Origin of the sequence: Paramesorhizobium leguminum (assembly GCF_003217235.1) — a bacterium.
GTDB classification, from domain to species: Bacteria; Pseudomonadota; Alphaproteobacteria; order Rhizobiales; family Rhizobiaceae; genus Paramesorhizobium; species Paramesorhizobium leguminum.
In genome coordinates, this window is the sequence record NZ_QJTF01000018.1 from 1 (window position 1) to 21,824 (window position 21,824).

General features: G+C 58.4%; 21 protein-coding genes. 14 read left to right on the forward strand and 7 right to left on the reverse strand.

The genetic code is table 11. From position 1 onward, the window contains the following. Positions 1 to 172: 172 nt before the first annotated feature. On the reverse strand, positions 173 to 1,597 hold the full coding sequence (locus C7477_RS13980; RefSeq protein ID WP_245411845.1) for an amino acid permease: 1,425 nt from the start codon (positions 1,595 to 1,597) through the stop codon (positions 173 to 175). A gap of 271 nt (positions 1,598 to 1,868) precedes the next feature. On the opposite strand from C7477_RS13980, the gene C7477_RS13985 reads away from it, so the two are divergent. After that, positions 1,869 to 2,807 (forward strand): PopZ family protein, encoded by a 939-nt coding sequence (locus tag C7477_RS13985; protein WP_110753175.1) that lies wholly within the window; start codon positions 1,869 to 1,871, stop codon positions 2,805 to 2,807. A 537-nt stretch (positions 2,808 to 3,344) separates the two neighbouring features. On the opposite strand, the gene C7477_RS13990 is transcribed toward C7477_RS13985, so the two are convergent. After that, the gene (locus tag C7477_RS13990; RefSeq protein WP_110753177.1) at positions 3,345 to 4,838 is read right to left on the reverse strand and encodes an MDR family MFS transporter; all 1,494 of its coding nucleotides are present in this window, start codon (positions 4,836 to 4,838) and stop codon (positions 3,345 to 3,347) included. Between the two features lie 271 nt (positions 4,839 to 5,109). Here C7477_RS13990 and gatB point away from each other — a divergent pair, with 271 nt between their 5' ends. The 4 genes from gatB to C7477_RS14010 all read left to right on the forward strand — a co-directional run bounded on the left by gatB (position 5,110) and on the right by C7477_RS14010 (position 8,300). Next, on the forward strand, positions 5,110 to 6,609 hold the full coding sequence (gene gatB, locus C7477_RS13995) for an Asp-tRNA(Asn)/Glu-tRNA(Gln) amidotransferase subunit GatB (RefSeq protein WP_110753179.1): 1,500 nt from the start codon (positions 5,110 to 5,112) through the stop codon (positions 6,607 to 6,609). Between the two features lie 15 nt (positions 6,610 to 6,624). Then, complete coding sequence (locus tag C7477_RS14000; protein ID WP_110753181.1) at positions 6,625 to 7,125, forward strand: GNAT family N-acetyltransferase; 501 nt, start codon at positions 6,625 to 6,627, stop codon at positions 7,123 to 7,125. A gap of 91 nt (positions 7,126 to 7,216) precedes the next feature. After that, positions 7,217 to 7,615, forward strand: coding sequence for an NADH:ubiquinone oxidoreductase subunit NDUFA12 (locus C7477_RS14005; RefSeq protein ID WP_110753183.1), 399 nt, complete (start codon positions 7,217 to 7,219; stop codon positions 7,613 to 7,615). A gap of 253 nt (positions 7,616 to 7,868) precedes the next feature. Continuing rightward, positions 7,869 to 8,300, forward strand: coding sequence for a DUF2155 domain-containing protein (locus C7477_RS14010; RefSeq protein ID WP_110753409.1), 432 nt, complete (start codon positions 7,869 to 7,871; stop codon positions 8,298 to 8,300). 220 nt (positions 8,301 to 8,520) lie between these two features. Here the strand turns inward: C7477_RS14010 and rimO are convergent, their stop codons facing one another. From rimO to C7477_RS14035, 4 genes are all read right to left on the reverse strand, one after another. After that, positions 8,521 to 9,834 carry a 30S ribosomal protein S12 methylthiotransferase RimO gene (gene rimO / locus C7477_RS14020; protein ID WP_110753185.1) on the reverse strand — a complete coding sequence of 438 codons (1,314 nt, stop codon included), beginning with the start codon at positions 9,832 to 9,834 and terminating at the stop codon, positions 8,521 to 8,523. Positions 9,835 to 10,039: 205 nt separating this feature from the next. After that, positions 10,040 to 10,525 carry a bacterioferritin gene (gene bfr, locus C7477_RS14025; RefSeq protein ID WP_110753187.1) on the reverse strand — a complete coding sequence of 162 codons (486 nt, stop codon included), beginning with the start codon at positions 10,523 to 10,525 and terminating at the stop codon, positions 10,040 to 10,042. Beyond that, positions 10,491 to 10,802, reverse strand: coding sequence for a (2Fe-2S)-binding protein (locus tag C7477_RS14030; protein WP_110753189.1), 312 nt, complete (start codon positions 10,800 to 10,802; stop codon positions 10,491 to 10,493). The genes bfr and C7477_RS14030 overlap by 35 nt, the downstream gene beginning before the upstream one ends. A gap of 419 nt (positions 10,803 to 11,221) precedes the next feature. Beyond that, positions 11,222 to 11,668: a hypothetical protein gene (locus C7477_RS14035; protein WP_245411846.1), complete on the reverse strand. Its 447-nt coding sequence runs from the start codon at positions 11,666 to 11,668 to the stop codon at positions 11,222 to 11,224. A gap of 234 nt (positions 11,669 to 11,902) precedes the next feature. Between C7477_RS14035 and C7477_RS14040 the strand changes: the two genes are divergently transcribed. The 4 genes from C7477_RS14040 (at position 11,903) to C7477_RS14055 (ending at position 16,778) form a co-directional block, all read left to right on the forward strand. After that, positions 11,903 to 14,182 carry a TonB-dependent hemoglobin/transferrin/lactoferrin family receptor gene (locus C7477_RS14040; RefSeq protein ID WP_110753193.1) on the forward strand — a complete coding sequence of 760 codons (2,280 nt, stop codon included), beginning with the start codon at positions 11,903 to 11,905 and terminating at the stop codon, positions 14,180 to 14,182. Between the two features lie 259 nt (positions 14,183 to 14,441). Further along, positions 14,442 to 14,645, forward strand: coding sequence for a hemin uptake protein HemP (hemP, locus tag C7477_RS14045; RefSeq protein WP_110753195.1), 204 nt, complete (start codon positions 14,442 to 14,444; stop codon positions 14,643 to 14,645). Between the two features lie 10 nt (positions 14,646 to 14,655). Further along, entirely contained in the window at positions 14,656 to 15,729 is a 1,074-nt protein-coding gene (locus tag C7477_RS14050; protein WP_110753197.1) for a hemin-degrading factor, read from the forward strand. 167 nt (positions 15,730 to 15,896) lie between these two features. Further along, entirely contained in the window at positions 15,897 to 16,778 is an 882-nt protein-coding gene (locus C7477_RS14055; RefSeq protein ID WP_110753199.1) for a heme/hemin ABC transporter substrate-binding protein, read from the forward strand. An 848-nt stretch (positions 16,779 to 17,626) separates the two neighbouring features. Here the strand turns inward: C7477_RS14055 and C7477_RS14060 are convergent. After that, positions 17,627 to 18,244, reverse strand: coding sequence for a helix-turn-helix domain-containing protein (locus tag C7477_RS14060; protein WP_110753201.1), 618 nt, complete (start codon positions 18,242 to 18,244; stop codon positions 17,627 to 17,629). A 243-nt stretch (positions 18,245 to 18,487) separates the two neighbouring features. On the opposite strand from C7477_RS14060, the gene C7477_RS14065 reads away from it, so the two are divergent. The 5 genes from C7477_RS14065 to C7477_RS14075 are packed head-to-tail and all read left to right on the forward strand — an operon-like array spanning position 18,488 to position 21,816. Then, on the forward strand, positions 18,488 to 18,727 hold the full coding sequence (locus tag C7477_RS14065; protein WP_181418428.1) for a hypothetical protein: 240 nt from the start codon (positions 18,488 to 18,490) through the stop codon (positions 18,725 to 18,727). Then, entirely contained in the window at positions 18,724 to 19,620 is an 897-nt protein-coding gene (locus C7477_RS14070) for a ParB/RepB/Spo0J family partition protein (protein ID WP_110753205.1), read from the forward strand. Before C7477_RS14065 ends, C7477_RS14070 begins: the two co-directional genes overlap by 4 nt. Beyond that, on the forward strand, positions 19,617 to 19,754 hold the full coding sequence (locus C7477_RS18990; RefSeq protein ID WP_181418429.1) for a hypothetical protein: 138 nt from the start codon (positions 19,617 to 19,619) through the stop codon (positions 19,752 to 19,754). Before C7477_RS14070 ends, C7477_RS18990 begins: the two co-directional genes overlap by 4 nt. A gap of 3 nt (positions 19,755 to 19,757) precedes the next feature. Then, a complete protein-coding gene (locus C7477_RS18995) occupies positions 19,758 to 19,901 on the forward strand; it encodes a hypothetical protein (RefSeq protein WP_181418430.1) in 144 nt (47 codons plus the stop codon). Then, the gene (locus tag C7477_RS14075; RefSeq protein WP_110753206.1) at positions 19,894 to 21,816 is read left to right on the forward strand and encodes a transposase domain-containing protein; all 1,923 of its coding nucleotides are present in this window, start codon (positions 19,894 to 19,896) and stop codon (positions 21,814 to 21,816) included. The genes C7477_RS18995 and C7477_RS14075 overlap by 8 nt, the downstream gene beginning before the upstream one ends. Positions 21,817 to 21,824 lie beyond the last annotated feature (8 nt).

Sequence of the window (21,824 nt, forward strand, 5' to 3'; positions counted from 1 at the left end):
GCGATTCCCGGGGTGGCCATCCCGGGAATCGCATCCAGCCTCAGCGCCAATTAAGCATGAAACAAACAGACAATTCCTGTGCTTGTCACAGGAATTCATGCCTCAACCTATCCATTCACCACAACGGTGCAAAAGGGACAGCAAGCGATTCCCTCAAAAGAGGAAGCGCGCTCTAAACTGGCCTATTGCGAGGTTTCACGTTGGATGCATTAACGCCGATGAGTTTGGAGCGGACGAACCAGATGGCGATGATGGCGGCTGCGGAGAGCAGGCTGAGCGTCACCTGCGACCGGGTGCCTTGCTCCAGAAGCATCATCACGATGATTGCCGCCATTCCGGCGAAGGTGGCCAGCGAGAGCCAGGGATGGAACCACATCTTCACCTTGAGGCGCTCTGGCGGTGTGCGCGGACGCAATATCAATTGCGAGACGGTGATGAACATATAAACGAAGAGCATGATGGCGCCGGACGAGTTCAGCAGGAATAGGAATATCGTGTCCGGCGCGAGATAGGCGGCGATGACGGCGACATAGCCAACCAGCGTCGAGGCAAGGATCGTCCGTATCGGCACGCCCTTGGCGCTTGTTTTGGCGAGCCAGGCGGGCGCATCGCCGCGCTTGGCCAGCACGAACAACATGCGCGAGGCGGTGTAGAGACCTGAGTTCAGGCAGGATAGAACAGCGGTCAGGACCACGAAATTCATCGCATCGCCGCCAAAAGGGATATTCATCTTGTCGAGGGCGGCGACGAAAGGCGACGTGTTGGGGGCGAGGCTGTTCCACGGCAGGATGGTGGTAAGAAGCAATATGGAGCCGACATAAAAAATCAGGATGCGGATGACCACCGAGCGGGTGGCCTGGACGACCGCCCGTTCCGGATCCTTCGCCTCCGCGGCGGCGACGGTGGCGATTTCCACGCCGACCATCGAGAACACGACAATGGCGATGCCGGTGAAGATCGCGCCGGGCCCGTGCGGCAGGAAACCGCCGGCGGGATCGATATTCAGGAAACTCATGGGTTCGCCGGGCCAAAGGCCGAATACATAGGAGACACCGAGCGCGAGGAAGGCGACGATCGCCGCGACCTTGATGCTGGAGAACCAGTATTCGAATTCGCCGAAGGAGCGGACGGAATAGAGATTGGTCGCGGTCATGACGACGATGAGACCGAGAGCCGCCGCCCATAGCGGCACGTCGGGCATCCATTTCTGCAGGATGCCGGCACCCGCCACGGCTTCCGCGCCAACGACGATCACCCAGAAATACCAGTAGAGCCACGCGACCGTGAAGCCGGCCCAATCGCCCAGCGCCAGCCTTGCATATCTGGAGAACGAACCCTCGACGGAATTGGCAATCGCCATTTCGCCAAGCATCCGCATCACCATGACGATCATCAGGCCTGTGAGGGCATAGGTGATGAATGCGGCAGGCCCCACGCTGCGAATGACAGCGCCGGAGCCGACGAAAAGACCGGCGCCAATGACGCCGCCCATCGCAATCATGGTGATGTGCCGCGGCTTCAAGCCATGATGGAGTTCGGCGCTCAACTCGGGAGCCGATTGCTTGCGATTATTCCGCTCTGGGGCCATTTTCTTCATATCTTTCCGACAATCCCGGTGACGCGAACATGCCAGTTTGCGAACGGAAATGTGTCTAAGTGCTGAATGCCGATAGGGCTCGGTTGGTTGCATTGCCTCTTTCGCGGCAATTCTAGGCGGTTGCATGGCAATATGGTTTATGATTCGATAATTCTGTGGGTTGGCCTTCCCATCGGACCTGGAGGGATTCTCAAACCCGGTTTCGTCCGGTACCTTGTGTTCATGGAGTCGCCTTCGCAGTGGCAGACATGGTAACCAGTACAGGCGGGATATGGCACAGACATCGAGCGCAGCGCGCGAGCCGTCCATGGAAGAGATTCTGGCTTCCATTCGTCGGATCATCGAGGACAGTGATGTGGTGCGGCAGAGTGTGCCGCCCAAGCCGGAGCGGCCGCTTTCCGAACGCCCAAATGTGGCCGAGCGTCCGCATGTAGCGCCGGTGCGTGTGGCGCCAGTGCGCGGCGAGATCGCCGAATTCCGGCGCGAACCCGAACCGGTGTTGCGTTCCCCGCACCCTGTCCAGACCGCCACGCCTGTTCAAGCGACTCAAACAGTTCAGGCCTCGCCGCTTGAGCGCGAGGCCGAACGCAGCGGTCGGCGCAACGAGCAGGCGGATGAGGCGATGAATGCGCTTGCCGCGCGCATCGGCTTGCGCGGTGCTCTGGATGTCAAGGGCGAAGCTGCGACCCAAGCAGCGTTCAAGCCGGCCTTTATAGCCATCGACGAGGATGACGAACCCGAGCTCGATGCCGTCAATGATGATTTGCCTGCCAAGGCCGAAGCGCTCAAACAAGCCCACGCCATGGCGAAACCAGAGATGGGCACGGTTAAGCCGGATGTGACGTTTGCTGCAGTTGGTCGCGCGGAACCGGTTGAAAAGCCGGGACGCGTGGTGGATCAGGGGCCGCAGTTTCTTACCACCCAGCCGGCGCCTGAAAAAACGGAACCCGTTTTCGAAGAGCCGGCGGCGCCGTATGTTGCAACCGATACGCCGCCGATAATTTCGCAGGTAACGGGCCTGCAGGTGGCCGCTGCCTTCGAGGGGCTTTCAAGCGTCATGCGGGCCGAGCAGCGCCGGTCCTTCGATGAGATGGCGGAGAAAATGCTGCGTCCCATGCTGCAGGACTGGCTGGACAACAATCTACCTTCGCTTGTCGAGCGGCTGGTGCGCGAGGAAATCGAGCGTGTGGTGCGCGCCGGACGGGGATAAACCGCAGTTGTCAGTACTAGCTTGAAATCGTTTCCCCTCCAGTCGTCATTTTCGGGCTTGTCCCGAGAATGACGACTGGATGAGGCGTGTCGTCCTGCTAGCGTTCAATTAGACAATGACAATCTTTAGAGCATTTCATTTTTAGGTTGAAACGGTGATATTCTTTTATCGGTGCGGACTGTTTCACCGTTGAGGCATGGATTCCTGTGACAAGCACAGGAATGACGGCAATATGGCTTTTGACACCAGCCCAAACATTTCTGCCTGCAAGACGATGAAGTTTCAGGCGAAGAACCCGCTCTTCCGTCATTCCTGTGCTTGTCACAGGAATCCATGCCTCAACCTATCCATTCACGACAACGGCGCAAAAGGACACCAAGCGATTCCATCAAAAGAGGAAGCTCCCTGCATAGGCTAAATTTTTCGATTTCATGACGGTCGGTTCCACTCACTTCTTCGTACGGCAGATCCTCGGGACAAGCCCGAGGATGACGATTGAAGCGGGATGCCCTAATCGCTGATGGCCCGTTGAGCCCATCATTCCAGACCCAGCGGCGCTTCCTGCACACGGTCGCGCAAGGGGCGTTCTTCCATGGCGATGACGGCGGCGAGCGCAATGAGAAGGCCTGCCGCTGCCGCAGCGAATACCCATCGGAAAACAACGGCAATATCAAGCCCGTTCGCTGTGAAACTTTGAGCGAAGGTTTCCATCGTGATGTGGCCTGCGACCCCGGGCGGAAGGCCGCCCATGAGGATCGCGCCGAAGCCCGCAACCACGAGCGCGCCGCCCAACGAGCGGAAGAAGTTCATGGTGGAGGTCGCGGTGCCCATCTGGTGGGAAGCGACCGCGTTCTGGATGGAGACCGTGGATACGGGCAGAAGCGTGCCGAGCCCGATCCCGGCTATGGCGAGAAAGACTTCCAGCTCGGTAACGGACAAGCTTCGGGGGACGGCCGCAAGAAAGGCAAGCGCCGCGACGGCAACGGCAAGGCCAACCATCGGCATGCGTTTATAATGCGCAACCCGCGCCATCGTTTGCCCCGTAGCCGTGGCGCCCAGCATGGTGCCGAGCATGAGCGGCATCATGGCGAGGCCGGATTGGCTGGCGCTGAGGCCATAGACGGTCTCCAGATAGATCGGCAGATAGATGATGAGCCCCATGAACGTGCCCATGCAGAAGCAGGCGGCGATCGTTCCCATCGCAACGATTCTGTTGGCGAGCACCTCGACCGGGATCAATGGCTCCGGCGCGGTCATGAGCCGCCTGATGAACCCAGCCCATAGTATCGCTGAAAATGCAAAAAGACCGAGGATGACCGGCGAGCCCCAGGGGTAGCTGAGCCCGCCCCAGTTGAGCGCAAGCATCAACGAGACGGTGGCGCTCGCCATGAGCACTGCGCCGAGGACATCGAGACGATGCGGACGCTCGTAACGCGGGAGCTTCTTGAGAAGCGTGCTCGTCATCCAGAATGCAAGGAAGCCGAGCGGCACGTTGATCCAGAAGATCGCCGACCAGTGCAGATGTTCGGCGAAAAAGCCGCCTATGAGAGGACCGGCGATGCTCGATGTGATGAAGACCGCTGCGATGTATCCCTGGTAGCGGCCGCGCTCTTTAGGCGAGACGACATCGGCTATGATGGTCTGCGGAAGAGCCATGAGGCCGCCGCCGCCCAAACCTTGCAGGGCGCGCGCCACGATCAGCACCGGCATGGTGGGCGCAAGCGCGCTGGCGACCGAGCCGACGACAAAGAGGCCGACCGAGACGAGAAGTGTCACCCGGCGCCCCATGGTATCGGCCATCTTGCCGTATAGCGGAGTAACCGCCGTCGCAGTGAGAAGATAGGCAGTGACGATCCATGACAGCAAATGAACGTCGCCAAGATCCTGCCCGATGGTCGGCATGGCGGTGGCCACGATGGTCTGGTCGAGAGAGCCCAGCAGCATGGCGAGCATGATGCCGAAGACGATGGACCGTGTCTCGGCGTGAGTAAGTGTTGCCTTTTTGGCCGGCTTGGATCGCGCAACAGTCATGGGCGGGATATGGCTCGCAGGATAATGTTCATGCCGGGATTCGGTAGTAACAGTATTGAGAATAATGAATTTGAAGCAAGTTAAGAAAGTTTAAGTCCTGTTATATTGTTGGTTGCGCGTTAAATATACGCATTACTATCCAGTCGACATAAGGGCTGCGCATCGCGGTAGGACGTGCGGACGGCTCCCTATTAAGACCGTTTCCGCTCTTGCCTCGCTGCGTGCTTTGCACTAGCGAATAAAGCCACGAAATCCATGAGTGACAAGCAGCATGACCCTTATCGATACGCGTACGCCTGAACCCAAACGTCTCATTTCCGGTGCCACCGGTGAATGGGAGGTGATTGTCGGCTTGGAGGTCCATGCCCAGGTAACGTCGAATTCGAAGCTGTTCTCCGGCGCTTCCACTTCCTTTGGCGCGGAGCCCAACTCCAATGTCTCGCTCGTCGATGCGGCGATGCCCGGCATGTTGCCGGTAATCAATATGGAATGCGTCGCCCAGGCGGTCCGCACGGGGCTGGGTCTCAAGGCGCAGATCAACCTGAAGTCGGTCTTCGATCGGAAGAACTATTTTTATCCTGATCTGCCGCAGGGCTATCAGATATCGCAGTTCCAGCAGCCAATCGTCGGCGAGGGTATTGTGACCGTTTCGGTTGGTCCGGATTCGAAGGGCCAGTTCGAGGATATCGAAGTGGGCATCGAGCGCCTGCATCTGGAGCAGGACGCGGGCAAATCGATGCACGACCAGCATCCGACCATGTCCTATGTCGATCTGAACCGTTCCGGCGTAGCGCTGATGGAGATTGTGTCGAAGCCCGACATTCGCTCGTCGGAAGAGGCGAAGGCTTATTTGACCAAGCTGCGCACCATCCTGCGCTATCTGGGCACCTGCGATGGCAACATGGACGAAGGTTCGATGCGTGCCGATGTCAACGTCTCCGTGCGCCGCCCCGGCGAGCCGTTCGGCACGCGCTGCGAGATCAAGAACGTCAATTCCATCCGCTTCGTCGGCCAGGCCATCGAATATGAGGCGCGCCGGCAGATCGCTATCTTGGAGGATGGCGGCAAGATCGATCAGGAAACGCGCCTGTTCGATCCGGTGAAGGGCGAGACACGCTCGATGCGCTCCAAGGAAGAGGCGCACGACTATCGCTATTTCCCCGATCCGGACCTGTTGCCGCTGGAATTCGACCAGGCTTTCGTAGACAGCCTCGCCGCGGAATTGCCGGAACTGCCCGACGATAAAAAGGCAAGGCTGATCAGCGAGCAGGGCCTTTCGGCCTATGATGCGTCGATCCTCGTCACCGAGAAGGCCATCGCCGATTATTATGAGGCGGTCGCCACGGGCCGGGACGGCAAGATGGCCGCCAACTGGGTGATCAACGATCTTCTCGGCGCGCTCAACAAGGCCGGCAAGGGTATCGAGGAATCGCCCGTATCGCCCGCGCAATTGGGCGGCATCATCGATCTCATCAAGGAAGGTACCATCTCCGGCAAGATCGCCAAGGATCTGTTCGAAATCGTCTGGAACGAGGGCGGCGATCCGAAGGCGCTGGTGGAAGAGCGCGGCCTGAAGCAGGTGACCGATACTGGCGCCATCGAGAAGGCCGTGGACGAGGTGATCGCCGCCAATCCGGACAAGGTGGAGCAGGCCAAGGCCAAGCCGACGCTTGCGGGCTGGTTCGTCGGTCAGGTGATGAAAGCCACCGGCGGCAAGGCCAATCCGCAGGCGGTCAGCGATCTGGTAAAGGCAAAACTGGGTATCGAATAATAGGTATCGAATAAGATGTGGCTGAGAACCGCGACCAAGGACGACATTCCCGCCGTTCGGGAGCTTCTGATCGAAACCTGGCATTCGACCTTCGATGACGTATTCGGCGTCGAGACGGTGAATGCCATCACCGACAAATGGCATTCTGCCGATGCCCTGAAGAAGCAGCTCTCCAAGCCCTATTCGGAATTCATTCTCGCCGATGATGGCTCCGATCTCTACGGCATGGCCTTTGCCAGCCAGAACGACCAGACATTCGCCAATCTGCATCAGCTCTATGTGCGGCCTGAAAAGCAGGGGCAGGGCGTTGGCGGCCTGCTTCTGGTGGAAATCGAAAGCGCGTTTCCGAATGTGCGCAAGCTGCGGCTGGACGTGATCGAGAAGAACGCCAAAGCGCTCCAGTTCTATGAAGCCAGGGGATATGCCAAGACCGGGCGCACGGAAAACTGGGGCGAGCCGGATTCGGGCATTGCGGTGTTGACGATGGAAAAAGCACTGGCGGACTGGTCGTTATAGGCGGGTTTGCTTATATCGGCATCAACTTGACCCTTGCCTTGGCTGGACGATGGGGCCATAAGCGGGGCCTGTTCTTTGGACTAGGAATGCCATGAAAACCCTTCTGCTGCAGATTTTCACCTGGTGGAATAGAGAGACCATCGGCACGCGCCTCCATACATGGCGCAAGGGCCAGCGCGTCGGGGAGGACGAATTGGGCAACGTCTATTATCAGGGCGGGACCGATTCCGAAGGCCGCACGCGCCGCTGGGTGATTTACGCCGGTTATGCCGAGGCATCTTCCATTCCGCCCGGCTGGCACGGCTGGATGCACCATCGCACCGACACGCCGCCATCAGAGGAAAACTACAAGCCCTGGTCCTGGCAGAAGCCGTTTCAGCCCAACATGACCGGCACGCCCTATGCCTATAGGCCGCAAGGCTCGATGGCGAGCCTGGGCGAGCGCCCGAGGGTGACGGGCGATTATGATGCCTGGACGCCGGGAAACTGAGCATGATCCCGAACCGAAGGTCAGCGACAGCAAAAAGTTGCAGACTTTTCGGATAAGATCATGCGGCTAAAACAATTAGAGCGGGATGCTTCATTCAACTTGACCTGCATCCCGCTCTGATTTCAGCGGATTGATGGAGATTTATCGGCTGGTGGCCTTGAATGGCCACGTTCTCCGGGTATGAATAGGCCCCAGGGGAAGGGTGCCTGTTTCAAAATCGATCAACCCGGATCATGCGGAAACCGAATTGACAATGCACCATACGACGCGACGCTTTAACCGCCGCTTTTTAGCCCGTTCCGCCACTGCGCTGTGCTTTCTGGCCGCTGCCATCGCTCCCGCCGCCGCAGAGCGCATCGCCAATCCGATTGCCGAGTTCTCCGGCCTCGACAAGATCACCGGGCGTATAACCACCTTCGACGTTTATATGGATGAAACGGTGCAGTTCGGCGCCCTGCAGGTGACGCCGCGCGTATGCTATTCACGCACCGATGACGAGGCGCCCAAGACCGACAGCTTCGTCGAAGTCGATGAGATCACCCTGAACAGGAAAATCCAGCGCATTTTTTCAGGCTGGGTGTTCAAGGACAGCCCCGGCCTCAATGCTATTGAGCATCCTGTTTATGATGTCTGGCTGAAAGACTGCAAGCAGAAGTCGGATGTCGCGGCGCCGGAGGGGAAGTAGAGTTTCATTTTTAAAATGCCGGGGCGGGAACACCCCCCTCTGGCTTGCCAGCCATCTCCCCCTCAAAGGGGGAGATTACGCCTTCAAAAAGTTCGGCACCAATCGCAACCGTTGCAAGACAAGCGTTGATGGCCGCGTCAGCCAATCTCCCCCCTTGAGGGGGAGATGCCTGGCAAGGCAGAGGGGGGTACGCCTTGCGATTTCATTAAAACAGTACCGCTCACACCGCCATCCCGTGCAAATCATAAGCATCGCTCTGCTCGATCTTCACCGTCACGATATCCCCCGCACGCAGCGGTCGGCGTGACTGTATGTGCACCGAACCATCAATCTCCGGCGCGTCATAGCGGGTGCGGCCTTTGGCGGTAGTGCCGTTCGCCTCATCGATGATCACAGGCAGGCGCTTGCCGACCTTCTTCTTCAGGAGATTGGTCGAAATCTGCTGCTGCTTCGCCATGAAGCGATGCCAGCGGCTTTCCTTGACCTCTTCCGGCACCATCTCAAGGCCGAGATCATTCGCCTTCGCGCCCTTGACCGCCTCATATTTGAAGCAGCCGGCGCGGTCGATCTTCGCCTCGTCGAGCCAGTCGAGCAGCATCTGGAAATCCTCCTCCGTCTCGCCGGGGAAGCCGACGATGAAGGTGGAGCGGACGGCGAGATCGGGACACGTCTCGCGCCAGGCCTGAATGCGGCGCGAGGTCTTTTCCTGATGCGCCGGGCGGCGCATGGATTTGAGAACCGCAGGGGAGGCGTGCTGGAAAGGGATGTCGAGATAGGGGAGGATCTTACCTTCCGCCATGAGGGGAATCACCTCATCGACATGGGGGTAGGGGTAGACATAGTGCATCCGCACCCAGGCGCCCATGTCCCCCAATTCGCGCGCGAGATCGATGAACTTGGCGCGGACTTGGCGGTCCTGCCAGACGCTTTCCTGATACTTGATATCGACGCCATAGGCGCTCGTATCCTGCGAGATGACCAGGATTTCCTTGACGCCAGCCTTCACCAGCTTTTCCGCCTCGCGCAGCACATCCGAGGCGGGCCGGGATACCAGATCGCCGCGCAGCGCCGGGATGATGCAGAAGGAGCAGCGATTGGAGCATCCCTCGGAAATCTTCAAGTAAGCGTAATGGCGCGGTGTCAGCTTGACGCCCTGCGGCGGCACCAGATCGACAAACGGATCATGCGCGGGCGGAACGGCTTGATGCACCGCCGTCATGACGCTCTCATAGGCCTGCGGGCCGGTGATCGCCAGCACATTGGGGTGCTTCTCGCGGATCACATCGGGCTCCGCGCCAAGGCAACCGGTGACGATCACCTTGCCGTTCTCGTTCAGCGCCTGGCCGATCGCCTGCAGCGATTCATCGCGCGCCGAATCCAGGAAGCCGCACGTGTTGACGATCACCAGATCCGCGCCGTCATGCTTGCGCGATATCTCGTAGCCTTCGGATCGAAGGCTGGTGATGATGCGTTCGGAATCGACAAGGGCCTTCGGGCAACCGAGAGAGACGAAGCTGACGCGCGGAGCGTTCATGAAGAGAGTCCTAGATTAAATTTGAGCGCGCACTAGCATGAAGTAGGCCATTTCGTAAATGCCGCTAGCGCCGTTTACCCTCCCCCTTGCGGGGAGGGTGGCCCGTAGGGCCGGGTGGGGGTGGTGAAAGGTAGAGCACAATCGTCTCCACCCCCATCCGCCCGCTCCGCGGGCACCTTCCCCGCAAGGGGGAAGGAGGGCGCTGTTACTCCGCCGAATCCGCCGGCGCGGCATTCAGCAGGCCGTAGCGCTCTTCGCCGATCTTGGCGAGCAGCTCGAGCTGGGTTTCGAGGAAATCGATGTGGCCTTCCTCATCCTTCAAAAGCTCGTCAAAAAGCTGCTTGGTGACGTAATCGCCAAGCTCGTCGCAAATCTCGCGGGATTTCTTGTAGGAGGCGCGGGCGTCGTATTCGCCTGCGAGATCAGCTTCCAGCACTTCCTTGACATTCTGGCCGATGCGCAGCGGCGCGACGGTCTGCAGGTTCGGATGGCCTTCGAGGAAGATGATGCGCTCGATGATGCGGTCGGCGTGGTGCATTTCCTCGATGGATTCGGCGCGTTCCTTGTTGGCGAGGCGCTTGTAGCCCCAATCTTCGAGAAGGCGGTAATGCACCCAATATTGATTGACGGCCCCAAGCTCGAGGAACAAAGCCTCGTTAAGCCGCTCGATGACCTTTTTGTCGCCCTTCATGCTGCATGCTCCCGTATTGCTGACGTAGCGAACGAACACGATCGATGAACGATATGACCTGGCTATCGTTCTGGTCGTGCCGAAGATGGTATTCTTCGGTGACCCTTATGATCGTTTCAACGACGTTTGGGAAGCATCCGCAGCAGCGGCCGCGCTTGCTCATGGCATGGTAGACCTTGGCCGGCACGATAAGCTGCCAGCAATCCTCATCGAGAAGAGAGATGATCGTCTCCTCGATTTCCTTTTGTGTAATGATATTGCAATGGCAGACAAGCATCAGAGTGTAAAACCTCCGACGGAATTGTGATCGTCCAGGTGCATTTCGCCATTGATATGGAGGGTTACTAAAGCAATACTGGAAGCTTCGTGCGGGGATGACGCAACGAGACTTTGCTTATTCCGGAAGGAAGAAGCCGCTATACTGAGCGAAGACGAACCAATCACAGGTTCCTCCAATCGAAAGGGTTAAAGGCCCAGACATCAAAGGCGCGCTTGGGTGAGCGCCCCTTTATATGGGGGAGGAGCAGCTGGATTGTCAAATTGCTCTTCTGGATTAATTCTAAAAATCAATAACTTAGAAAAGTTCTAAACTTGAGTGGAAGTGCCAGCTTTTAAGGAAGAATTTGCATTTGCCGCAGCGTGAAATCGAGGATTTGGCCCGTTGCGGCAAATTATCACATCTTTGTTTTCAACTGCTCATATTCCAAATCGGACCGAGGATTTGGAGCTCGTCTTCAATTGTTTTATGCAGACGCCTTCGGCGACACCCTGGCCCGTGCATTCCGTCGCGTCGTTGATCAAGATGCGGCTGATGCTATCGCATTTGATATTGGCGAGGTCGAAACGGCGTACCTTGGTCTTTCCGGCAGGCAGAGTCTTGAAGTCGAGAATGGACAAACGCTCGACCCGCTGCTCGGCATTGAAGAGAACCATCTCGAACGTCACCTTGTCCAGCTGAACGTTCAGATCATTGGCGGCGATGAAGGTGAGACGGCAGCCTTTTTCGGAAGGATCGAGCGCATTCAGCTCCAGATTCAGGGCGGGCGCCGGAGCGGTTTCCTGCTGGATTTCCTGCCCCGGCGCCTGCCCAGCGGCGCCCAGCGAAAAAGCCAAAACCGCGGTCAGAAGTCGGCATGTCTTCATCGGGTGCCGCATCTCTCTTCCCCCTGTGCATCCTGAACGACAAAAAGCTAATTCAAAGCGATTTTCGCCGCAACTATTATCTTGACGTAAATTATCATATTTTGTAGGTCCGTCCTGCCCGACCAGGATTATGGCTAAAATCAGCCGGTCAACAACGGGCATAGCCAGCCTAGGGCATTTCGCCTGCGCCAGCCAAGATCAGTTTCACGGTTTTTAGCGGGTTGAGGTGGGGTTATGCATAAGCTTTCGAAGAGTTTCTGGCTGGGTTGCGTTGCGTTCGGTGCGCTGAATGCGTCGATGCTATCAAGCGCGTTTGCGCAGGATGCGGGCGGGCAGGGGCCTATCGAGCTGAAGCCGATCGTCGTGGACGGGAAGGCCAAGAAGACGGCCATCGACGCGCCCACCGTGCTGACCGAGCGGGTGACGGCAAAGCAGATGCAGGAACGCCAAGTCGATCGCATCGATGATATTGGCCGCCTCGATCCCGGCATCAATTACAATCGCACCAGCGACAGCATCAACATTCGCGGCCTTGGCGACAATCGCGTGCTGACCACGGTCGATGGCATTCGCATCCCATGGCTCGACGATGGCGCGCGCGGCGTGAAGGGCGGCATGTCCACCGTCGATTTTGATACGCTCTCGACGCTCGATATCATTCAGGGCGCGGATTCCAGCCTGTTCGGCTCCGGCGCGCTTGGCGGCGTTATCGCGCTGCGCACGCTCAACCCGGAAGATCTCCTGACCGAGGGCAAGAACTGGGGCAGCATCACCAAGGGTTCCTATGACAGTTCCGACCGGAGCTGGAATATCAATCAGGCCTTCGCCGCCCGGGCGAACAACACCTATGTCCTGTTCCAGGGCGGCTACCGCGCCGGCAAGGAGCGGGAAAACATGGGCGATATCGGCGGATTTGGAGCAACCCGCACCGAGAAGAACCCGGCCGAATACGACCAGAACAATCTGTTGTTCAAGCTCAATCAGCATGTCGATGGCGGCCATCGGTTTGGGATTGCGGCGGAGCGGTTCAGTGCGGATGAGGATATCGACACGCTTAATGCTTCCACCTCTACCTATCAGCCGGGATCGTCCTTTGAAACAAAGACTCGCAAGCGCGAGCGAATTTCGGCGACATATGATTATGACGGCACGGGCGACGCTTGGCTCGATCAGGCGAACCTCACTATTTATTGGCAAAAGGAAGAGCTGAAAGACAATACTGACGCGATTCGCCTTCGTGACCCACGCAGCTTCATTATTCCGCGTGATCCATTCTTTTATGGCTATCCCTATGGCGTCTATAAGCGTGACAATTTGATCGAAGAGACGTCTTACGGCGTAACCGGCAATGCCGTTAAGGAACTGGAATTGGGGGGTGTCAACCACGAATTCCGGTTCGGTGGTGAACTCTATTGGCAGGGTATCCACCAGTATTCCGCTGGTGTCGATAATTGCCCGGATGTGGATTGGAACAAGATCCGAGATCCGTTTGGCCCGCAATCTTGCCGGATGCTCCATTCCAATTCGTCGGACATGCCTGATGTCGATAGCGTGGCGTTGGGGTTATATGTCGAGGACAGCATCAAGTTCATGGATGACCGGCTCACGATCACGCCCGGGCTGCGCTTCGACTGGTATGATCGCGATCCGCAGAAAACCTCTGATTATGAACAAAGCCCCAATTATGCGCAGTGGGGCTATCCAGAGGGGTCAAGCGACTCAAAATTCTCGCCCAAGCTGCGCGCTGAATGGGCAGCAACGGATAATGTTACGCTCTATGCGCAATGGGCACAGGCCTTCCGCGCGCCCTCTGCGACAGAACTTTACCTGACCTATGGCAATCCAGGGGCCTATCTTCAGATAGGCAATGCCGACCTTGAACCGGAAACCAGCAATGGCTTCGACATCGGCGCGAAGTTCGGCGACGACCAGTTCGGCGGATCGGTCAGCATCTACAATAACTATTACAAGAACTTCATCGACACGGCTGCCGTTAATCCGGCGGAATATGGTGTTCCGGCGGGCATGTACCCTATGGGTATCACCAGATATATCAACCGCGCGCATGTGCAGATCTATGGCGTCGAAGCCAAGGCGCATTATGCCTTCGGCAATGGCTGGAAGACCTGGGGCGGCATCGCCGCCGCGCAAGGGAAGGACACGGATGAGGATGAATATCTGAACTCCATCCCGGCGCTGAAGGGTGTGGTCGGACTTGGCTATGCTACCGAGACCTGGGGCACGGATGTCGCGCTCACAGCGGTTTCCAAGCGCGACAAAGTCGAAGACGACAATGACTTCTACAAGACCCCCGGCTATGCGACCGTTGATGTCACAGGCTGGTGGGAGCCGGAGCAGTTCAAGGGCCTTCGTGTTCAGGCGGGCGTCTATAACCTCTTCGATAAGCAGTATTGGAACGCCATCGATCTGCCGGAGGGTCGCGTTACCTCTCCGAAGGATTATTTCTCCGAGCCGGGCCGCACGTTCAAAGTCTCCCTGACGCAGCGGTTTTAGTCTCTTTCCTTCCCCCTTGCGGGGAAGGTGCCCGCGGAGCGGGCGGATGGGGGTGGTGAATGGCGTGCATAACCGTCTCCACCCCCACCCGGCCCTTCGGGCCACCCTCCCCGCAAGGGGGAGGGAGGGGCGCTTCGTATAAGTTGAGTCCTAAACTCTTCTATTGCGCGGGCGCTAAAAGGTGATAATTTCTATCAAGAATAAACAGGTGCGCGGAGAACCATCTCGCGCGCCTGTTCAAGGCCAAGGGGATGCGCAAATGAACAGCCGCGATTTTATCGACATGAAGCCTTCCGTGACGGCTGCGCCGCATGGCGAAGCGCGGAAACCGGGGCTGCATCCATTGAAAACCTATGGCAGCAGCGAACTTTTCGAAGGCTCCACCGAGGTGGGGATCGAACATGCCGGTTTCCTTTACCGGCTCAAGATCACCCGGCAAGGCAAACTCATCCTGAATAAATAGGCAAACTGACATGACCGACAATTCCAAGCCTTCTTCCAATCCAAAGCCTTCTCCTGAAGAAATCCTCGTCGCGCGCGCCGAGAACCCGAAGCTGCGCGAGCGCGAATTCGCCCAGCTTCTGAATATTTCCGAGGCCGATTACGTCGCCGCGCAATGCGGAGACGCCGTCATTCGCATCCGCCCGGATGTCGATGCGCTTCTTTCCGGCATCGAGGCGGTCGGCGAAGTGATGGCGCTGACGCGCAATGAAAGCGCGGTGCACGAGAAGATCGGCGTTTACGAAAACATCAAGCGCGGCGAGCACGCGGCGCTGGTGCTGGGCGCTGAGATCGATTTGCGTACTTTCCCGAAAGTCTGGGCGCATGGCTTCGCCGTTGAGAAGCGCGATGGCGACGATGTCAGGCGCAGCCTGCAATTCTTCGACAAGGCGGGCGAGGCGGTGCACAAGATCCATCTGCGCCCGGCCTCCGATCTGAATGCCTATTACGCCCTTGTCGAGACGATGCGATCCGACGACCAGTCGCGAAGCATCGAAACGGTCGCCTATGGCGCAAAAGACTACATCAACGTCGAAGAACTGAACCGTGACGATTTTCGTAATCGCTGGAGCCAGATGACCGACGTGCACCAGTTCGTCGGCTTGCTCAAGGATTTCAAGCTGAACCGGCATCAGGCGGTCAATGTGATCGGCGAGGAATATGCCTGGACGCTCGACATCCAGGCCGTCGAAACCATGATGAATGCGGCAGCGGAAGCCGCGCTCCCCATCATGTGCTTCGTCGGCAATCGCGGCTGCATCCAGATCCATTCCGGGCCGATCGCCGAGCTGAAGACCGTGGGGCCGTGGCTCAACGTGCTGGACCCGACCTTCCATCTCCATCTGCGCGCCGACCATATCCGCGAGGTCTGGGGCGTCCGCAAGCCGAGCAAGGATGGCCATGTGACATCGCTCGAAGCCTATGATGCGAACGGCGAAATGATCATCCAGTTCTTCGGCAAGCGGCACGAGGGCGAGCATGAGCGCGAGGACTGGCGTGCGCTTGTTGAGAGCCTCCCGCGTGTGCGCCAGTCCACGGCGGCTTGAGGGGAAGTATGATGCGTAATTTGCACCCCCCGTACCCTCGTCCTTCGAGGCTCGCTCCGCTCACACCTCAGGATGAGGGTACGGGTAACGCGGCATCCGATGATCCTCATCCTGAGGTGCGAAGCGAAGCGAAGCCTCGAAGGGCGAGGATCATCGCGCGGAGCCGGATGAGGAGTATTCTCGGCCTTCTGGCCATGGCTATCGCTTCTGCGGCCAGTGCACCGGCACTAGCCGATGAAACCACCCGCCTCGCCGATACCTCCCGGCTCGTCACCATCGGCGGTTCGCTGACCGAAATCATCTATGCGCTGGGCGAGGAAAAGCGCCTTGTCGCCGTCGATTCGACGAGCATCTTCCCGCCACAAGCGAAGGAGCTTCCCGATGTCGGCTATATGCGCGCGCTTTCGCCGGAGGGCGTCCTGTCCGTCAACCCGTCGGGCATTCTCCTGCTTGAAGGCAGCGGGCCGCGTGAAGCGCTCGATGTCTTGAAGAAGGCGTCGGTTCCGATGGTCGTCGTGCCTGAGCATTTCACCCGCCAGGGCGTGCTCGACAAGATTACAACCGTCGGCAAGGCGCTAGGCGTCGAGGACAAGGCGGACAAGCTCGCCGCGTCGGCGGATGCTGATCTGGCGGCAGCGGAGAAGGTGGTTTCATCCATCAAGGAACGCAAGCGCGTTCTCTTCATCCTGTCGATGCAGGGCGACCGGATTCTCGCCTCCGGCAGGAACACCGCCGCCGATGGCATCATCGCGCTTGCCGGCGGCGTCAACGCCATCAATGGCTATGAAGGCTACAAGCAACTGACCGACGAGGCCGTCGGCAAGGCTGCGCCTGATGTGATCCTGATGATGGACCGGGCCGGCAATCACGCAGCCAGCGACGAGCAGATATTCAGCAACCCCGCCTTCGCCGGAACGCCCGCCGCCGCGAATAAGAAGCTGATCCGCATGGAGGCGCTTTATCTCCTTGGCTTCGGTCCGCGTACGGCCAAGGCGGCGCATGATTTGTCGGTCGCGCTCTATGGCGATGCGGCTGCGGCCCAGCATTGAAGCAGCCTGCTTGAAATGGAAATGTTGGCTCCATACACCCCCCTCTGCCCTGCCGGGCATCTCCCCCATTATCTCGCCGTCATCCTCGGGCTTGACCCGAGGATCCACGGCCAGAGAAGCACTAATTTTTCCATCGCCTCCAGGCATTCCAGTAAGCGAATACGGTCAATATTTCGACGAGATGGTCGCTATCCCGTCGCGAATGATCGTGCCGTTTTTGCCCCCTTGCCGTGGATCCTCGGGTCAAGCTGTTGTTTGACGCCGGGTTTTATGTAGGCGGGGAGAGGCGGGAATAGCCATGATCTGGCGGGGAAAGCCTTTGTTTTCAATGGGATCATGCGGAAATCCAGCGGGATAAACGGGAATTCATTTTGACGCCGGGTTTTAGCATAACCGCCCTCTTTGCCACCATCTGAAAGTCCGCCTCCCAGAACCGTCGAACCGCCGTCAAATCGAAGGACGGCCCTTTCAAAAGCCCGGAAAACCGCCGTTTAGAAGGCATCGAGAACGCCTCTAGAATAGGCCGAAACGGGGCGAAAAAGCAAAACAATGTTGGACATTCCGTCCACGTCACGCCGCCGGAGCGATAAGTACAGTAATATCAATATGATAAGAGCCAAAAGACGAAGGTATATCAGGCTGAGCTTATGGAACGGATTAACACTATCAGGGGGAAATATACCGGGAAGAGGACGAGCGCCCATGTGAGGGCGGCAACGATGCCCCATAGCACTGCGGTGAGCAGGTCCTTGCGCGCACGGCTAGCTGGATCCATGGCCGCGCGGCGCTGTTCGTGGCGCATGTTCGCCACGCCAATCTGTTCATAATACCCCACTGGAAATACCCCACTATCCTCGACTGTCCCTGCTTAGGTCATAAAGAAAGGCGCTGATCGTATCAGCGTCCACTTTCCAAAAGCGGATAAGGTTGACTAAGTGACTGCGTACCGCCGGGGGCGGCGTCCAACCTATGCTATGAGACGCATCATCGACGATAGCTTCTGCACGAGCCATCTCGTCCCGAACGCGTCTGGCGCGTAGCGCCTGACGCTGCTCTGCATCCTCGTCATGAAATGCAACGCGCAGAAGAAGATCCGCGCGGGCACGGGTGCGGTCCGATATCGTCTCATCGAGGGCGATGGTTCGAAGCGTGTCACCGTCTGCCTGGCTTAATTCGGGACGCTCCCCCGCTGAACGCTCCAGTTTGTCGAGCAGCGTTTCGGCATCACGCTGGGGTACCCCGCTGCGCGATCCTCCCCGGTACCCGGTGATGACATAAAGAACATCAACCCCAACTGCTGCAATCGCGGCAAGATATATACCACCTGGGGCAGATTTTCCGCGCTCGTATAGAGATTGCGAATTGACCGCCTGGCCTCCGAGGGAGGCCATTTCCTTTTGCGTCATTCCGAGCCTAATGCGCTCTTCTTTCAGACGCTCACCAATTTCGGTGGCCAGATCATCCATTTTTACACGTCACACACGCCACATACGCCGACACTCACTTATCTACTCGCGTTACGCACGCGCTGTAAAGCACCCTAGGTGAAAAGCCGCCATTTTGGAGGTTCCGCTCCCCTTGACGCGCTATCCCTCCACTCGCACACACAAAAATTAGTTAGATCACACTATTTTTCGCTATAGTTATATGTTGACAAATCATTTTAGATTATCACTAATCAAAAATAGTTAGTCACAATGGGGTTGAATATGACGAGAGAGGAAAAGGTCAACGATATCCGCCGTCGTCTAAGGGCGGCCGGTTTGACCATCACCGAAGTGGCGCGCGAATTGGAAGTGGACAGCCAAATTGTCTTTGCCGTGCTCTCTGGCCGGCTGAAGGGCGACCGCGGCGATGCGCGGCGCGTGGCCGACCGGTTCGGATTGCGGGATGAACGGCCGGTCTCGGAAAGGCTGGATGAAGCCCTCCGCGTCGGGGGTGCGAAATGAGCATCGAGCTGAAAACCCTGCCAATCGACAAGATTTTCATCGATCCCGAACGCATCAGGCCGGTGGACGAAGGCCACGCCTTTGCGATCCGGGCCGAGATCATGACGATCGGCTTCACCGATCCCATCCTTGTCCGGCATACGCCGCGCCGCAGCGAGCAGCCCTATACGCTGATCGACGGTGCACATCGCCTGCGCGCAGCACAGCTTCAGGAAGAAGACGAAGTTCTCGTTTTTGTGGTCGAGGCCGACAAGGATACCGCGACCATGATGGAGGCCGGAGCGAACCTGTTTCGCCACATGACGGTGCTCGATCAAGCGTTGGCGATCTATGCCTACCGTGCGGCTTGGGAGCGCAAATACGGAAAGATCACGCGTGGCGGCGACCAAAGCGCCAAGTTGGCGGTTTGCTCTATAGACGAGATTTCCGGCGAAAAAAGCAATTTTTCAAAACACTGCGTCGAGCGTTTGGGCATGTCAAAACGTTCCGTAGAGCGGTCTGTACTTATCGCTAAAAACCTCACCCGCCCCCTCATCGAATGCATACGTGGATCGGCCTACGCCGATCATCAGTCCATTCTGCTAAAACTCGCCTCGCTTGATGCACAACAACAAGAAACCATAGTTGCCTCGATCAAATCCGGCGAGAAGACACTCGACGATGCCATCAGGATGGGCGTTCGGATGGTCGGTTCCGCCAGCGATGCGCTCTTGCTTGATGAAGATGAAGAGCGAAAGCGGGAATTCGATATTGCTATCAGCGGTTTCGGACGTCTCAACCGGCAGGAGCGTATCAGCGCCGTCATCTACTACTGGGGGGCCGACGAAAGGGCCATCCGCTCCGGGCTGAAGAAGCTGGGCTTCGACATCGTGCCGCTGGGAGCTTCGAAATGACGCTCCGGGCGGTCCTGTTGCATTCCTCGTGCCTCGCTATCGTTCTGGTTGCGCTCGCGCATTGCGGTGGCGGCATGGCCGCCTGCATGGACCGCTATTCCTTCGATACCTGCCACCACACGCTCAACAGGTGATGCATGATGGATGACGACGAACTTGAACAGGAACGCAGGCGCGAACGCCGGTTCCGCCTTCTTATCCTGTTGTTGCTGGCGCTTAACATCGCGAGCTTCATCTATACCCTTTGGACGGCCCTGCGCACGGTGACGGCCCATGGCTGACGGGTGGTACAGCGTCGAAGAAGCGGTGCAGGTGGCGGACCCCGCCATGCCCGCTTCTGTGCGGGGCTGGAACCGGAAGATCACCGAGCAGAAATGGCGCGCGGCGGACGGCAAGGCGCGCAAGGCCGGGCACGGCTGGGAATATCACCTCACGCTTTTTCCGCAGACCACACAGAACTTGCTGCCGGCCAAAGAGGCCGACGCGGCGGCGAAGCCTTCTTCCGACACCACCGAAAACCCGATCTGGCGGCGCTATGATGAACTGCCGCAGAAGCATAAGGACGAGTGTGCCCGCCGGTTGACGATCGTCAAGGCGGCGCATCGGCTGATGTCTGTCGGCAAGACACAGACGGCGGCCATTGAAATCGCCGCCCGTGAGGCCGGGATTTCCACGCCGACCTTGCGCAACTGGCTCAATACGGTGCGCGGCGTCCGAGCGTCGGACTGGCTGGCCGCGCTCGCGCCGGATTACAAGGCCACCGCACAGTTCACCGAGTGCCACCCGAAGGCATGGGAGGCGCTGAAATCTGACTATCTGCGCGCCGAAGCGCCGAAATTTTCGGCCTGCTATCGACGGCTGGAAGCGGCGGCGAAGCGGGAAGGATGGGAACCGCTGCCTTCCGAACGGGCGCTCCGCCGTCGCTTCGAGGCCGAGGTGCCGCAGAGCGTGATCAAGCTGAAGCGGAGCGGACGCGATGAGTTGAAGAAACTCTATCCGGCCCAGCGCCGCACCAAGAAGCGGCTGCGCGCGATGCAGGTGGTTAATATCGATGGCCATCGCTGGGATATCTGGGTGCACCGCCCAAGCGGCAATGGCGAACCATTCCGCCCTCTGCTGGTGGCAATTCAGGACATATTCTCCGGCAAGTTCCTCGCTTGGCGTCACTGCGAAACGGAAAACCGTGTCGCGGTGCGCCTCGTCATCGGCGACGTGGTCGAACGCTACGGTATTTTCGACGAAATAGTGCTCGATAACGGGCGTGGCTTCGCTTCAAAGTGGATTACAGGCGGAACGCCGAACCGGTACCGGTTCAAGGTACGCGATGACGAGCCCGATGGTTTGCTGACCCAGCTCGGCGTGGAGGTCCATTGGGCCACGCCTTACGCCGGACAGTCCAAGCCGATCGAACGCGCCTTTCGCGACTTCTGCGAGGATATCGCCAAGCATCCATTCTGCGCCGGGGCATACACGGGCAACAGCCCCGTAAATAAGCCTGAAAACTACGGCTCGCGCGTGCTCGAATGGGATGAATTCCGGCAATTCGTCGATGGCATGATTGCCGAGCACAATGCGCGTGTGGGCCGGAAAACGGAGACCGCGAAGGGCCGCTCATTCGATGAGGCCTTCGCCGCATCGATCGCCGAACCGTCCACCATCGTGCGTTGGCCTACGACGACGCAGCGCGATCTCTGGCTCTTGATGGCAGAAGAAGTCACCGCGCGGAAGGGCAATGGCGAAATCCACCTACTCGGCAACCGCTACTGGACGGAAGAACTCATCGAGCATGCCGGGAAGAAACTCGCCGCCCGCTTCGATCCTGACGATCTGACGCGCCCGATCAAGGTCTACGACCTGCGCGGCTCACTCCTTTGCGAGGCACCATCGTTGGGTGATGTCGATTTCATCGACGCGGAAGAGGCCCATACCCACAACCGCCTGCGCGCCGCCTTCCAGAAGAAACAGCGCGAGCTGGCAGAGCTGCATGTGACCATGAAGCCCGATGAGTTGGGGCGGCTCTATGCGCCGACAGCGGTCTCCGAAAAGAAATCCATGAAGCCGGCCGTCACCCGTCTCGCCACGCGCGGCAATGCCGCCCTTAAACCCCGCCCGGAAGAAAGCTGGAACGAGGAGGCCGAGGCCGCCTTCGAGAATGTGGCGAGCCTGATGGGGAGGCGGCTGCTCAAGGAAGCATAAAAAAGCCC